The organism is Lysinibacillus sp. NPDC097195 (assembly GCF_044762075.1).
Taxonomy (GTDB): domain Bacteria; phylum Bacillota; class Bacilli; order Bacillales_A; family Planococcaceae; genus Lysinibacillus.
Window position 1 is genome coordinate 1,776,212 of record NZ_JBIWDP010000001.1, and the last position, 14,230, is coordinate 1,790,441.

The window sequence follows — 14,230 nt, forward strand, 5'->3', positions numbered from 1 at the left end:
CTATAAAATAAATGTCACCAATCCTCGATCTCCTTCATTAACCATTCGTTCAATTGTTTGACGCATACGTTTTTTAGCTGTAGGTGGCACTGCATTCATTTTATAGCGAATTCCTTCTTTTAACACTTCATGCAATGGTGTACCAAAAAGCTGTGTTTGCCAAAGCGCATCACGATCGTGTAAATAAGCATGATTTAAATCTTTTAGTAACTGTTGACTGTGGAATTCTGAGCCAATAAGCGGCGCAAATTCTGATTCCATATCAACACGAATAATATGATAAGATGGTGCTTTTGCCTTCATGCGTACACCGTAGAAGTTATTTTGCTTAATCAGTTCTGGTGCAGTTGGTTCGAATTCTTGCATCATCGGCAATGTTACGCCATAACCACTCGTATCTGCTTCAGTAATGGCATCTTTAAAGCGTTTTTGTGCTTCTTTTGCTTCGGCAGCCTCTTTAATGAATAGCAACCAATCACGCTTCGTTTCAATCGGTTCTTCCAACCATTCATTACAAACGGCTTTATATAATTCACCTTGTAAGGACACGCGGATAACCGCCGTACCGATGCCTGAATCAACATGCACCACTTCACTTTGATCAATAAAATCAATAGCTTTAAAGGCATCCGAAGCCTGTTGTACGTCTCTAATTTTCATTACAGACGACAGCACTTCTTCCATCGAATCAATCAATGCCACATTTAATGGGTGTGTAGCATCAAGCACATCTAGCCAATCTGGTTTCTCAACTTCAATCGTGCGAATTGGGAATTCAAATAATGCCTCTTGTAAAATATATTGAATATCAGAAGCACGCATTTGATCGATTGAAATTGCAATGACTGGCACATTATAACGTTCAAATAACTCATTTCGGAGCTGGACCGTTTCTTCACGCGCTGGCATTTGGCAATTTAATACAATAACAAAAGGTTTACCAATTTCTTTTAATTGTTCAACAATCTCTTCTTCCGCTTTTTCAGCTGCACGACGGCTAATACCATTTACTGTGCCGTCCGTTGTCACTACAATACCGATATTCGCATGATCACGAATCACTTTATCCGTACCAATTTTCGCCGCTTCTTGGAAAGGGATTGGCTCTGTATGCCAAGGTGTATGCACATATTTCGGACCATTTTCGTCCTCATAGCCCTTTGTTCCATCAATAACGTACCCAACGCAATCCGCTAAGCGAATTTGGAACGTCATTTCATCTTCCCCGACTGCAATACGAGTCGCTTGGGCAGGCACAAACTTCGGCTCAGCAGTCATAATAACTTGACCTGGTGAGCTTTGTGGCAGCTCGTCCTGTGCTCGCATTCTTTCTGTTTCATCCACAATATTCGGCAACACTACAGCTTCCATTACTTTTTTTACAAATGTTGATTTACCTACCCGAACTGGACCTACAACACCAATATAAACATCGCCATTTGTGCGCTCTGCAATTTCTTTAAATACTGCTTCACTCAAGGTTTCTGCCTCCTTTATCTACGCTTTTTCACTATATGCGCGCCCGGAGAGAAATATGAAAAGCTTCTCTGAAACATTGAACATTATATAAAGAATTTATCTTAATACTTGACGCTAAGGCGCTGCAATGTATGGTCGCTTTTGTCGCGAACCGAAGAAACTTTCGCTGTCTCGTGCCCGATTATGGATTACACGCTGTTTTGTCCTGAACAAACGAAATTGTGTGAGAATTGTTTGAGTGCCTGGCACTAAAAAAACCTCAAGATTCGATTTGTACCGAATCATTGAGGCTTTAAAAGGATATTAGTTAGTATCTGAGGCTTTATTTTCTTTTTCTTGTTCTTTAGCTGCTTCAGCTTCTGCTTCTTCTTTCGCTTTTTTCACATCTGCTTTGTAGGCATCCATCATATAAGTTGGCTCGCCGTTTTCGTCTACCGTGTAAGGCACTGAATAGGCAGGCACGACAGGATATTTATCGACAAGTAATTGACGAATATCATCGCCTGGTTTGACATCGGGCTTGTCTTCTTTTAAAAGTTGACCTAAGTCGATGGAATAATCAACATGCATTTCGCCATCGCCAGTCATAAATATCGGTAATTCAGCACCAGAATACGGACTTTTAACCGTTACATCTGTTTTATAGCCTAATTTTTCAAAGTTAATTTGGTATACATTATCAGCAATAGCACCTTTTGTTGGAATATACTGCGTACCTAATTGACGAATCGTAATCTCTCGCATACGCTCCGCAGAGTTTAAATCTACTAATTTTACTTCTGCACGGTTCTCTGGATCCCATATAATATATTGATAAATACCGCCTTTTTCATATGCATTCCCTGGTATTTGCGCAATATATTTTGGCATTAACTTTTCAAAATCGATTAAATATTTTATATAAATATCCGTATCCAATTCACTATTTTTTATTGGCACAAGGCCTCCTGTTGCTTCACGATATTCATTAACAGCACGTTGAACGGCCGCTAATTGATCGACATCTGGCACTTGATTTGCAGCCTTTTCTTCCTCAGGATAGGCGCAGCCACCTAACAATACAGCTATTACCGCAGTCAAAAGTAAAGCATTTAATTTTTTCATTACATGTTCCCCCTTTAAGCTGGCCAAGTGGCAATAATAAGTACCATTAAAAATGTTCCTAGTCCAAACAGTATGTATGCTAATAAATTGACGATTGTACGTAAAAAACCATTTGAAATTTTATTGCGGCCTACATAAATCAAACCAACAGAAATAATCATAAAGCCGATACAATAAAAAGATACCCACATGACATCTAGTGCAGGCATATGTGCTAACGGACCCATTTAAGTCAACCACCTTTCCTCCATGCTACGAGACAATCAACGTTAATTATACTATGCAGTTCTGGAAAAAAGAAGGCGCTTTCCTAAAAGGAAAAATGACATACTAGTCGATAAACAACATATTATTTTTTTGATATAAAGAAAAATAATTTATGCTAACACATACAGATTAAGGTAATAGTGACAGCATCCACGACGGAAGATACTATATCAAATTTTTACTATCGTTAGAGGTAACTTTTTCACATCATAAACTAATAACTGGATATTTTTTCAAAAAAGAGGCATCTCATATACCTTTTGAGATGCCTCTTTTGTGTCCATTTCATGACAAATTATTTTATTTTAAGTATATAGTGTTTTAAGCAAGCAATTTTAATGCATCATTTCATCGATTTCACGCTTTTTAACACGCATCATTAAAGCATCCACCGCTACTTTCGGCTCTACATCGTTAAATAATACGCTATAAAGTTCTGTTGAAATCGGCATCGCTACATCATATTTGTTAGCCAATTGATAGGCTGCTTTCGTAGTTCGTACGCCTTCTACGACCATGCCCATTTGATCAAGTACTTCTTGCAGTTTCATGCCTTTTCCTAACATATTACCTGCACGCCAATTTCGTGAGTGCACGCTTGTACACGTTACGATTAAATCACCCATACCTGTAAGTCCGGCAAACGTAAATGGATTGCCACCCATTTTGACACCTAAACGCGTAATCTCTGCAAGCCCGCGTGTAATGAGTGCCGCCTTCGCATTATCTCCATAATTTAACCCATCTGTAATACCTGCAGCTAATGCGATAACGTTTTTCAACGCCCCACCGATTTCTACGCCAATTACATCCTCATTCGTATAGACGCGGAAAAACTGATTCATAAACAAGTCCTGTACCTTCTCAGCTGCCTCAATATTAGCACAAGCCGCTGTAATGGTCGTTGGGTGATGTAATACTACTTCTTCTGCATGACTAGGTCCTGACAGCACAACAATTTCCTCTACAAACGCTGTTGGCAAACTTTCCGCTAAAATTTCCGAAATACGCTTTAAAGAATCGGGTTCAATCCCCTTTGACACATGGACAAATAATACTTTTCGATCTAATGTAGCCTTCATCTTTTCACAAGTTTCTCGTATTGCCTTTGTTGGCACGGCAACAACTATTGTATTGGAGTGGGCTACCGCCTCTGCAATATCATGTGTAGCATGCAAATTTTCCGGTAATATCGTTTCCGGTAAATACTTTTTATTCGTATGCTGCGTATTAATTTCTTCCGCCTGATCGGCTCTATGCGTCCAAACAAGGGTATCATGTCCATTTTCTGCAAGTACCATTGCCAGTGCTGATCCCCATGAGCCTGCTCCTAGTACACAAACTCGTTCCATTGCTATTCCCCCTTTTATTTCCTCACGACTATAGTTCGAACGCTACTGTATGTTGACATGCGCTTTTGCCTAGTCCTTTGAAAAAAGACGCCACCTGACAGCAATTGTCGGGTTGGCGTACGAAATGTGTAATATTTAGATTATGCACGTGCACGTGTAATTAAACGAATTGGCGTACCTTCAAAATCAAATGTCTCCCGAATTCTATTTTCTAAAAAGCGCTCATAAGAGAAGTGCATGAGTTCTGTTTCGTTAACGAATACCACAAACGTTGGTGGTTGAATCGCTACTTGTGTTGCATAGTAAATACGTAAACGACGACCTTTATCAGTTGGCGCTGGATTACGTGCAACCGCATCTTCAATAACTTCATTTAGGATAGATGATTGGATTCGCATCGCATGGTTTTCACTTACGCGCTGGATAATCGGTAAAATTTGATGCACACGTTGTTTCGTATTTGCTGAAACGAAAATAATCGGTGCGTAGTCTAAAAATAAAAAGTGCTCACGAATTTGTTGTGTAAACACATTCATTGTTTTGTCGTCTTTTTCAATCGCATCCCATTTGTTCACGACGATAATAACGCCTTTTCCAGCTTCATGGGCATAGCCTGCAATTTTTTTATCTTGTTCTTGAATGCCTTCTTCAACATTTAGAACAACCAATACAACGTCGGAGCGTTCAATCGCACGTAGCGCACGTAACACAGAATATTTTTCTGTCGTTTCATACACTTTTCCTTTTTTACGCATGCCGGCAGTATCAATAATGACATACTCTTGTCCATCATAGGCATAAGGCGTATCTATCGCATCGCGCGTTGTACCCGCAATGTTGCTGACAATGACGCGTTCTTGACCTAAGAAGGCATTTACTAATGAGGATTTCCCAACGTTTGGACGACCAATTAATGAGAATTTGATTACATCATCACCGTATTGATTTTCGTCTTCTTGTGGGAAGTGTTTTGCACACTCGTCCAATAAATCCCCTAAGCCTAATCCGTGCGAACCTGAAATTGGCCAAGGTTCACCAAATCCAAGTGCATAGAAATCATAAATCATTTCACGCATGTCAGGATTATCGATTTTGTTGACAGCTAAAACGACCGGTTTTTTTGTTTTGTATAAAATTTTCGCCACTTGCTCATCGGCTGCTGTTACACCTTCACGACCATTTGTCATAAAAATAATAACGTCTGCTTCATCAATGGCAATCTCAGCTTGTTGACGAATTTGTTCTAAAAACGGCTCGTCTCCAATTTCGATACCACCTGTATCAATAATATTAAAATCATGTGTTAACCACTCTGCCGAACTATAAATACGATCACGTGTTACTCCCGGAATATCTTCAACAATCGAGACACGTTCTCCAACGATACGATTAAAAATCGTCGACTTACCTACGTTCGGACGACCTACGATGGCTACTACTGGTTTCGTCATCTGTACTTCATCCTTCCAACTTCTTGTCTTTCGCTATTATACACGAAAAATGCCATTATATCATAACATATCCATCGAGGTGGATACTTTTTTTATTGTGCCAGGCACGGACACAATTCTCACACAATTTAAAAGCAAAGCGAGGATACAATTGTATCCTCGCCATTTGAGTTATTTAAAGTTTTTTAGTTGATCGCCAATGACATCCCCTAGTGAGAAACCAGTGTTCTCTTCTGGTAGTTCATAGTCGATTACTTCTTCAGCCTCAGGATTTTCTATTAAGTCTTTAATACTTAACGCAAGACGTCCTTCATCTACGTTAACTTCTAGCACTTTCACTTGTACTTCTTGTGCTTCTTTTAACGCTTCATGAGGTGTGTTAATATGCTTATGCGCAATTTGAGAAATATGCACTAAGCCTTCCACACCAGGGAAAACTTCTACAAAAGCACCAAACGACGTCAGACGCTTTACTTTCCCAACAAGTACAGTACCTTTTGCTGCGCGTTCTTCAATATTTGACCAAGGTCCAGGAATTGTTTCCTTAATCGATAATGAAATACGCTCATTTTCTGGATCTACAGAAAGCACTTTAACCTTTACTTCTTGTCCTTCTGATAAAACCTCACTCACATCACTTACATGCTCATGTGATACTTGCGAAATATGAACAAGGCCATCGATGCCGCCAAGATCAATAAATGCACCAAACGAAGCAATACGTTGTACTTTACCGTCCAACACATCACCAGCTTTAATTTGGTTAATCACTTGTTTCTTCTGAGAAGCTTTCTCCGATTCAACTACAGCACGATGTGATAAAATTAAACGATTTTTTTCTTTATCAAGCTCGACAATTTTAAAGTTCATTACTTTGCCTTTATAATCTTCAAAATCGTCGACAAAATAATCTTCTACTAGGGATGCTGGAACGAACCCACGAACTCCTAAGTCGACAACAAGACCACCTTTAACAATATCCTTTACTTCCGCTTCGAAAACTTCCCCAGCAGCAAATTGTTGTTCTAGTGTATCCCATGCTTTTAAGGCATCTACTTTACGTTTTGATAATACATAGTTTCCTTCTTCAACTTTTGTAATCATCAATTCTAACTCATCCCCAACGGAGATAGCGTCAGACGCTTTTTCAATGTGTAAGCTCGATAATTCACTTATTGGTACAATACCATCAAACGGTGCACCTGGAATAGAAACAGTTACCGCTTTTTCATCAACCTGCTCTGCAATACCTTTGACGATATCACCTTCGTTAAACGTTTGATCTGCATAGTTCATTTCTTCAGACATATGTAACCCTCCTTCGCATCTTCCCTTACTATTTTATTCGATATTGAAGACAAAGACAAAAATAAATCCTTTAAATTCTAAAAATGTCTGAAATTTTAGGATTTATACCATTTTTTCTTGCGCTAATTTTAAAATGGCTTGTGCTGCAGCATCAATTGAAAGCGTCGTTGTGTCTAAATAAATAGCATCCGCTGCTTGAATGAGTGGTGATGCTTCACGTTCACTATCCATTTTATCGCGCAAAGCTATTTCTTCTTGAAGTTTCTCTATTGAAGACGCTATTCCTCGTTTTTCATTGTCAATAAAACGGCGTCTAGCACGCTCTTCTACAGTCGCTGACATAAAGATTTTTAGTTCTGCATCTTTTAACACATGTGTAGCAATGTCGCGTCCATCCATCACAACACCACCATTTGCGGCAAGTTTTTGCTGCTGTGCTACAAGCAGTTCACGTACCTTAGCATGTGCTGCTACTTGTGACACAGATGATGTGACTTCGTTCGAACGAATGGCATCAGATACGTTTTCGCCGTCTAAAAAAACAAGTTGACCTTGAGGTGATGGCTTTAATTCAATTGTGCTAGCTGCTAGCATTTCTGCTAATTTTGCTTCATCATTTAAATGTATGTTTTGTTGCATTGCTTTATACGTAACTGCTCGATACATTGCACCTGTATCGATATACGTGAATCCTAATGATTCTGCAACGATTTTGGCGATAGTACTTTTGCCAGCTCCTGCTGGTCCGTCAATTGCAATTTGAATGTTTTTGTTCATCTATTTTCCCTACTTTCTTTCACACCATATTGTAACATACTAATAAAAAAAAGCCCTCTACAAGTATGAGGGCTCAATGGAATTTAATCATCAAATGGTTAATTCTTTACGGCGATTGACTAGCTGTCGTTCAAAGCAAAAACGTACGATATGTTGTTGATCAATATCATCCGTATCCGTTAACTGAATGGTCGCAATCGTCTTATCGTCCTTTTCAAATATTCGAACAACTGAAGCTTCAGTCACGACATAATTTACATCACCATTGGCAAACGGCAAGACAATCGTTAATTTAACGTCATCGCCATCTTTGAAGGCTACATCACCTTTAACGATTAATGCGAGTCCACCTGCACTTATATCTGTTGTGACTAACTGATACTTATAATCTTTAAATTGCACTGCCACATCGACTGGCGTCTCGACACGAACATATTCACGTCGTTGAATTTTGATAAACTCATCTTGGTGTGGGCAGTGCAACATAATCATCGGTATATTGCCCGCTTTACGCCCAATGACTTCCGTATTAAATGCAAAGGAATTATTATCTTCCGTTCGAAATGTTGCCCTAAATTCAGAACCATCTATTAAGAAAGCTGTTTTCTTCGTTGTAACATTGATTGGATAGTCAATATAAAGGATATTATCTTTTTGTTCAACTACTTTACAGCGGAATTTCTCAATACGTTCTGTATAAGTAGGTTCAAGTTGTAATAGTGTACCAATTTTTATTTCCATGAGCATCTCCCCGAACAATATATATGCCTCTATTATCGCACGGGATGGAAATTTTGGCTATATGAACTGGAAGCTTTTTCTTACCTTAGGTTAAATATTCTACTTTTAAAACATTATGATTTTCTGCGTCAATTACGATACGGAATGTTTCTTGTGTTTGCTCATCTCGCACTGCAATGACCTCATAGCAAAGTCGTTGCTCAAATTGACCATTATCCGTATAAATATTTCTCACTTCTTCCACACGCACATCATCATCAAAGAACGTTTTCCAATCAATTGGATTTGCCACTTGTGGTTTAATGGATTCCTCTTGTATATATTCCATTGCATTGGCACCAAGCAATTCACCATTATCTTTTGCAATTTTCAATTGCACACCATCTGCATAAATTAAGGCATTATCACCAGGATGAACGCGTGCAAACGTAACGTGCCAAGCTAAATGATTTTCTCGTGCTTCGACAAAGGCAACGTCCTTCATTTCTAAGCGTTGTAAATGTTCTTGTGCTTTTTTAATGATATCGTCTTGTGAAAGCTTTGCCTCATCAACAGGGCGCTCCACTAAATAGGATAGTAAATGTCCTCCCTTTTCCGTTAAGTCGACATAGCCTAAACGGATACCTTGGTGGAACTGTATGTGATAGAACGGATACGGTGCTGTTTCACTACTTTTTGTTACAGTAAAAGTCGCATCTTTAATAACCGGGAATAAATACTTTACTTTTTCTAATGCTTCTTTTTCCGTAATGACTGAATCTTGTAATGCTTTTAATTCTAATTTCTTCTGCCAATCTGATTCACTCAATGTAAGTGGGAAATCACTTTCTCCATAATCTTTTAAGGTCTTTTGAATATTATCAAATGATGTATTAGGATTTTTATTGTCTACTTGACGCATCCAAACATCCATATTGCCATCTTGCTTATAGTAATCAACGGTTGCTGTTGTCCACTCGTCTGATAAAGCTTGTAAGTTCGTCGAGATTTGAGGCATCTTTTTGCGCCAAGCTTCATAATCCCCAGATTTCGCTGTTTTTTTCGCCTCATCACCTAATCTTCCTAAATAACCTAACCACTGATTGGAAAGTTCTTGTCCAATAGGAATATTAGCCATTGATGAACGCACTTCAGAGCTTAAGCGCCAAATGGAATCTAACTCACTGTGAATCGCTTGTTCATCCTTAAATAATAAGGATTGGGAAACGGCTCTTTGTAAGTATGATAATTTTTCAGAGGCATCTGTCAATTTCTCAGTATACTGTGCATGGACAGTACGTTGTAAATTTTCTTTATCTCCATGTAAATCAATACTATATGCGCCTAATCCAATTACCGCTATCGTTAAAATAACGAGCATTGTTCTCATTTATTGACCTCCTTTCTTAAGAGCAGAAAATATGCTCACCTATTTGTTTTATTTGAGGACGAGACCAAATCCACTTACTAGTTGCTGTTTTAGGGTTAAAATAATATAGTGCATTCTCAGATGGATCCCAGCCATTCATGGCATCGATAACGGCTTCTTTTGCACGTTGATTTGGTTCCAACCAAATTTGTCCGTCTGCCACTGCCGTAAATGCTAAAGGTTGGAATATAATTCCTGAAATTGTGTTAGGGAAATCAGGACTTTCTAAGCGATTTAAAATAACCGCTGCTACTGCTACTTGCCCCTCATATGGTTCTCCCCTAGCTTCCCCATAAACCGCATTGGCGATCAATTGTAAATCGCGTTCTGTATACTTTGGTGGGATTTGTGTATTTGTGCCATTACTATTACTACTTCCACTACTATCATTATTGGCTGTACCGCCTCCAGTAGTGCCCGAATTTTTCACTTGCTGGTCAAGCGGGATGCCACCATAATAGGTAAATTGATTGCCTGCTTTTAATTGTGCTTTGACCCAAGCTTCATCATAATCCGAGAACCCTGTTAATGTTTTCTTCGTCTTTGCACCAGCGATTCCATCTACCGGTAGTCCGTATTTTTCCTGGAAATTTCGTAATGCCCAGTAAGTGTTGTAACCAAATTTCCCGTCAATTTTACTTTTATAAAATCCTAAGTATTGTAGTCTAGCCTGTAACTCAATCACGTCATCTCCATAAGCGCCACGGGTAATTTGTTGGTCGCTAAATGCTGTTGCGTTATTTTGTGGAATTGAGACTATACTAATCGCAATTAGGAAAGCAAAAAGCATGCTTAATAAACGCACAATCATCACTCCTTTTTTTATAGCTTGAAACAAAGAGCATATTTTATACATTTATAAAATAGAAAAAACGTAGAAATCTTTTTTTAGATTTCTACGCTTTTATATTTTTTTATGCATATGCAAATGTTGGACAAGATGATAATGCGCAAGCTTCACTTTACGCAAGCCAAACCACCATAAAAATAGCATAAACGGTATCATTAAATATACCCAATGGCCTTTAAATGATAATATTGTATTGTATAAAATGTGTAATACAACCGGTGCACAAAATGCCATTGCAATCATTTCTTTCGTCTTGGCATGCTTTGAAAATTTCGCACGTCCATAATAATAACCCATTACAACACCAAATAAAGCATGACTAGAGACAGGTAATAATGCGCGCATAAATGCAGTATTCAAACCAAAAGAAAATAAATATAAGACATTTTCAATCGTTGCAAATCCTAAAGATATACTTGCACCGTACAATATGCCATCATAAGGATCATCAAATTCCACGTGATTGTATAGAGCTATTAACAAAACAAACCATTTAAAAAACTCTTCAATAACACTAGAAAAAAGGACATCTTGCATATAAAGATATCGAAAAACCCCTTCCTCTGTTAATACATATTGTAAGAACAAAATAGGGAATGTTAAAAAAGCGCCATATAAAAACGTTTGCAGTAAAGTTTTTCTTGGCTCCGTTGCCATTTGATTGCGCAAATAGAAGTAACTAAAAAGCGCTAGACCGGGAGCAATGGCAGCTGATAAAAGAATGATCATGTTGCCGGCTCCTTTCAACAATAGACTACAATCATTATACCATGTAATGACAAAAAAAATTTTAAAAGGAGATTTATTTTTATGAGAAAAACAATTTTATTAATTCATACAGGTGGAACTATTTCAATGGCAATGAGTGATGAAGGTGCAGTGATGCCAAACAAGGAAAATCCACTTATAAAAGAGAGTAAAAAACTTGACTCGCTTGCAGAGATTCAAGAAGTGGAGGCATTTAACCTGCCTTCACCACATATTACGCCGAAAGAAATGCTTCATTTACGTAATTTAATTATGGAAAAAACTTCAACCGAGCATTTCGACGGTGTTGTCATTACACACGGAACCGATACGTTAGAAGAAACGGCATATTTTCTAGAATTAACAACCAATTTATCTATCCCTATTGTCCTGACAGGCGCAATGCGTTCCTCCAATGAACTTGGTGCAGATGGTGTCTATAATCTAGTGGAGGCCGTGCGAGTAGCGGTTGATAAGGAAGCACGTGACAAAGGTGTGCTTGTTGTAATGAACGACGAGGTCCATCTAGCTGTTAACACGACAAAAACAAGCACGAGTTCCGTCAATACATTCCAATCGCCTCAATACGGGCCAATTGGACTTATTACAAAATCGCGTATTTTATTTCACCACGCCCCTCTTCACCGCCAATATGTAGACGTACAAGGCTTAGAGAAACGAGTAGCGATGTTGAAAGTATATGCAGGGATGGAAGTAGATTTACTCGATGTTGTTCTTGCTTGTCAATATGATGGCGTTGTCCTCGAAGGGCTCGGACAAGGCAATGTACCACCTACAGTTGTAAAGGGCATTGAAAGTTTATTGGAACGAGGAATACCTGTTGTACTCGTTTCTCGCTGCTTCAATGGTATAGCAGAAGGTGTATATGGCTACGTTGGCGGAGGAAAAATGCTAGAAGACTTAGGTACTATTTTTGCGACAGGTATCAATGGTCAAAAAGCGCGCTTAAAGTTACTAATTGGGCTAAACAAAGTAGGAAATCCACTGGACTTAAAGGAATTTTTCTTATAAGAATAGGAATGCCTCCAATTGTTAGACAGAAGCTAACAATTGGAGGTTTATTGTTATGGTAACGTAAATCGCCACTAAATCAACGTGTAACGCCATTAAATAAAGTTAAACCGCCACCAAAACGGCTCAAATCGCCAGTAAAGTAACAGCCTAAAAAATCTATTACCTTTTATTCATCTACAGTTTGTAAATAGTATGTTAACAAATCATGTAAGCGACTGAACGCTTTATCAAAATCAGGTTGAATGACTGATAGCTGAATGAAATGTCGTTGCCTTAAATATTCACTATCGCCATGGACATATAAACCGTTTAATTTTAAATCGGTCGATATATTTGAGAGTCTCTTGGCACATTGTATAGTAACAATCATTGGATAGGTTGTCGTTTCTATACGATTGTCCATGATTGGTAACTGTAATAGCGCTTGGAAACGTTGCTGCAGTTCGCTATAGCGAGCTGGATAGGCTTGAAGAGCATGTGCCACATTCCCTACGAGTGATGCTGGTAATGTATAAGGAATTTCACCTTGCTGATAATTACCTAAATCCAAATATGCGGGTAATGAAGTAGAAGATGCTACCTGTTGTTGCGAAAATACAAAGGCCAATCCGCTAAGTGCACCTAATGCTTTTCCACTTACTGCTGTCGCTAAGAAACAATCGGCTAATGAAAATGGCATTGCCCCGAAAGTGCTAATACAATCTACGCAAAGCTTGATATTATAGCGCTTTGTCAACCGCGCAATACTTGCTAAATTATTACATGTTCCTGTTGATGTTTCCCCGTGTACTAATAATAACCATTGATAGGAGCCTGTTTGTAATAAAGTCTCGACTGATTGCAAGTCAAATGCGCTTGCCCACTCTTGCTTCACAATATCAAAATCCAAGGACCAACGCTCAGCCTGCTTGTATAACCGTTCCCCAAACTCACCATTTGTTAAAATCAGTCCATATCCCGCACGCTGTGCCTTGAGTTGCCCTAGCATCACCTCATTTGCCAATGTCCCTGTACCTACAAATGTAGCAATATGCTTTGCATTGGATAGCTCTAAAAGCTTGTAGCGCATTTGTTTATAAAGCGATTGAAATGCGTGAGATCGGTGCGACATGGCAGAATACAAAATAGGTCCTTGTTGTTTGACTGGCCCTGGATAAAATGTATAACTGTCATGTGCAAGTTTTTGTTGCAAAGATTGTTCAAATTGTTGTCTCGTTAATACCATTGGCAAAAACATAGCTTCTGCTGTACCGACTGCAGGTGCAAATTGCTTAAAGCCCATTTGCTTATACAACTTTTCTTCTCGTGTAGTACCTGATATAACAGCAGCAGAGTAGCCTTTTTCATAAGCAAACGCATTTAACGCCTGTGTTATTCTTAATAGAACACGCCCTGTTCGATACGGTATTTTCACAGCCAGCAAGCGAACCTCACAAAGCTTTGAACATATCTCTGTTGGTAAGTACTGTTCCACTTCTCCTATCTTTTCATCAATCGAAAACGGTCGCTTGTCTCGGAAAGCTAGCATGCCAATAAGCTCCGTTTCTTTATAAACAACTAAATAGGTATTTTCCTGATGAAAACGGTCGACTTTCCTTTTCAGTTCATTTGGTTCATGTTGCGGAATTTCTTCAACAAACGTTGCATAATTTAGCTGCGCAATGGCATCAAATTCTGCATCTGTCTGTGCGATTTTACACCAGTACATACA

Annotated in this window: 13 protein-coding genes; 1 reads left to right on the plus strand and 12 read right to left on the minus strand. The window is 38.7% G+C overall.

The features are described from left to right. The 11 genes from spoIVA to prsW form a co-directional block, all read right to left on the minus strand. Positions 1–1,479, minus strand: a complete 1,479-nt coding sequence (gene spoIVA, locus ACIQXI_RS09185) for a stage IV sporulation protein A (protein WP_402923704.1) — start codon at positions 1,477–1,479, stop codon at positions 1–3. Positions 1,480–1,782: 303 nt separating this feature from the next. Next, the gene (locus ACIQXI_RS09190) at positions 1,783–2,583 is read right to left on the minus strand and encodes a hypothetical protein (protein WP_402923706.1); all 801 of its coding nucleotides are present in this window, start codon (positions 2,581–2,583) and stop codon (positions 1,783–1,785) included. A gap of 14 nt (positions 2,584–2,597) precedes the next feature. Next, positions 2,598–2,810 carry a DUF2768 domain-containing protein gene (locus tag ACIQXI_RS09195; protein ID WP_402923709.1) on the minus strand — a complete coding sequence of 71 codons (213 nt, stop codon included), beginning with the start codon at positions 2,808–2,810 and terminating at the stop codon, positions 2,598–2,600. A 375-nt stretch (positions 2,811–3,185) separates the two neighbouring features. Then, the gene (locus tag ACIQXI_RS09200; RefSeq protein ID WP_402923712.1) at positions 3,186–4,202 is read right to left on the minus strand and encodes an NAD(P)H-dependent glycerol-3-phosphate dehydrogenase; all 1,017 of its coding nucleotides are present in this window, start codon (positions 4,200–4,202) and stop codon (positions 3,186–3,188) included. Positions 4,203–4,342: 140 nt separating this feature from the next. Then, positions 4,343–5,653: a ribosome biogenesis GTPase Der gene (gene der / locus ACIQXI_RS09205; protein WP_402923714.1), complete on the minus strand. Its 1,311-nt coding sequence runs from the start codon at positions 5,651–5,653 to the stop codon at positions 4,343–4,345. Between the two features lie 171 nt (positions 5,654–5,824). After that, the gene (rpsA, locus tag ACIQXI_RS09210) at positions 5,825–6,961 is read right to left on the minus strand and encodes a 30S ribosomal protein S1 (RefSeq protein WP_402923716.1); all 1,137 of its coding nucleotides are present in this window, start codon (positions 6,959–6,961) and stop codon (positions 5,825–5,827) included. A 102-nt stretch (positions 6,962–7,063) separates the two neighbouring features. Continuing rightward, the gene (gene cmk, locus ACIQXI_RS09215) at positions 7,064–7,738 is read right to left on the minus strand and encodes a (d)CMP kinase (RefSeq protein ID WP_402923719.1); all 675 of its coding nucleotides are present in this window, start codon (positions 7,736–7,738) and stop codon (positions 7,064–7,066) included. 90 nt (positions 7,739–7,828) lie between these two features. Next, on the minus strand, positions 7,829–8,479 hold the full coding sequence (locus ACIQXI_RS09220) for a flagellar brake protein (protein WP_402923722.1): 651 nt from the start codon (positions 8,477–8,479) through the stop codon (positions 7,829–7,831). Positions 8,480–8,564: 85 nt separating this feature from the next. Beyond that, entirely contained in the window at positions 8,565–9,848 is a 1,284-nt protein-coding gene (locus ACIQXI_RS09225) for a PepSY1/2 domain-containing protein (RefSeq protein ID WP_402923725.1), read from the minus strand. A gap of 16 nt (positions 9,849–9,864) precedes the next feature. Then, complete coding sequence (gene sleB / locus ACIQXI_RS09230) at positions 9,865–10,692, minus strand: spore cortex-lytic enzyme (RefSeq protein WP_402923727.1); 828 nt, start codon at positions 10,690–10,692, stop codon at positions 9,865–9,867. A 99-nt stretch (positions 10,693–10,791) separates the two neighbouring features. Then, positions 10,792–11,466 carry a glutamic-type intramembrane protease PrsW gene (prsW, locus tag ACIQXI_RS09235; protein ID WP_402923730.1) on the minus strand — a complete coding sequence of 225 codons (675 nt, stop codon included), beginning with the start codon at positions 11,464–11,466 and terminating at the stop codon, positions 10,792–10,794. A gap of 81 nt (positions 11,467–11,547) precedes the next feature. On the opposite strand from prsW, the gene ACIQXI_RS09240 reads away from it, so the two are divergent. Then, the gene (locus ACIQXI_RS09240; protein WP_402923733.1) at positions 11,548–12,516 is read left to right on the plus strand and encodes an asparaginase; all 969 of its coding nucleotides are present in this window, start codon (positions 11,548–11,550) and stop codon (positions 12,514–12,516) included. A 169-nt stretch (positions 12,517–12,685) separates the two neighbouring features. Here ACIQXI_RS09240 and ACIQXI_RS09245 read toward each other — a convergent pair whose 3' ends face one another. Then, positions 12,686–14,227: an aminotransferase class V-fold PLP-dependent enzyme gene (locus ACIQXI_RS09245; protein WP_402923736.1), complete on the minus strand. Its 1,542-nt coding sequence runs from the start codon at positions 14,225–14,227 to the stop codon at positions 12,686–12,688. Between the last annotated feature and the right edge of the window lie 3 nt (positions 14,228–14,230).

Excerpts from the sequence above, each read along its gene's own strand:
- ACIQXI_RS09225 (WP_402923725.1), bottom strand. The coding sequence starts at position 9,848 with ATGAGAACAATGCTCGTTATTTTAACGATAGCGGTAATTGGATTAGGC.
- ACIQXI_RS09195 (WP_402923709.1), bottom strand. The coding sequence starts at position 2,810 with ATGGGTCCGTTAGCACATATGCCTGCACTAGATGTCATGTGGGTATCT.
- ACIQXI_RS09200 (WP_402923712.1), bottom strand. The coding sequence starts at position 4,202 with ATGGAACGAGTTTGTGTACTAGGAGCAGGCTCATGGGGATCAGCACTG.
- prsW (WP_402923730.1), bottom strand. The coding sequence starts at position 11,466 with ATGATCATTCTTTTATCAGCTGCCATTGCTCCCGGTCTAGCGCTTTTT.
- ACIQXI_RS09240 (WP_402923733.1), top strand. The coding sequence starts at position 11,548 with ATGAGAAAAACAATTTTATTAATTCATACAGGTGGAACTATTTCAATG.
- ACIQXI_RS09245 (WP_402923736.1), bottom strand. The coding sequence starts at position 14,227 with ATGTACTGGTGTAAAATCGCACAGACAGATGCAGAATTTGATGCCATT.
- ACIQXI_RS09220 (WP_402923722.1), bottom strand. The coding sequence starts at position 8,479 with ATGGAAATAAAAATTGGTACACTATTACAACTTGAACCTACTTATACA.
- der (WP_402923714.1), bottom strand. The coding sequence starts at position 5,653 with ATGACGAAACCAGTAGTAGCCATCGTAGGTCGTCCGAACGTAGGTAAG.
- rpsA (WP_402923716.1), bottom strand. The coding sequence starts at position 6,961 with ATGTCTGAAGAAATGAACTATGCAGATCAAACGTTTAACGAAGGTGAT.
- cmk (WP_402923719.1), bottom strand. The coding sequence starts at position 7,738 with ATGAACAAAAACATTCAAATTGCAATTGACGGACCAGCAGGAGCTGGC.
- ACIQXI_RS09190 (WP_402923706.1), bottom strand. The coding sequence starts at position 2,583 with ATGAAAAAATTAAATGCTTTACTTTTGACTGCGGTAATAGCTGTATTG.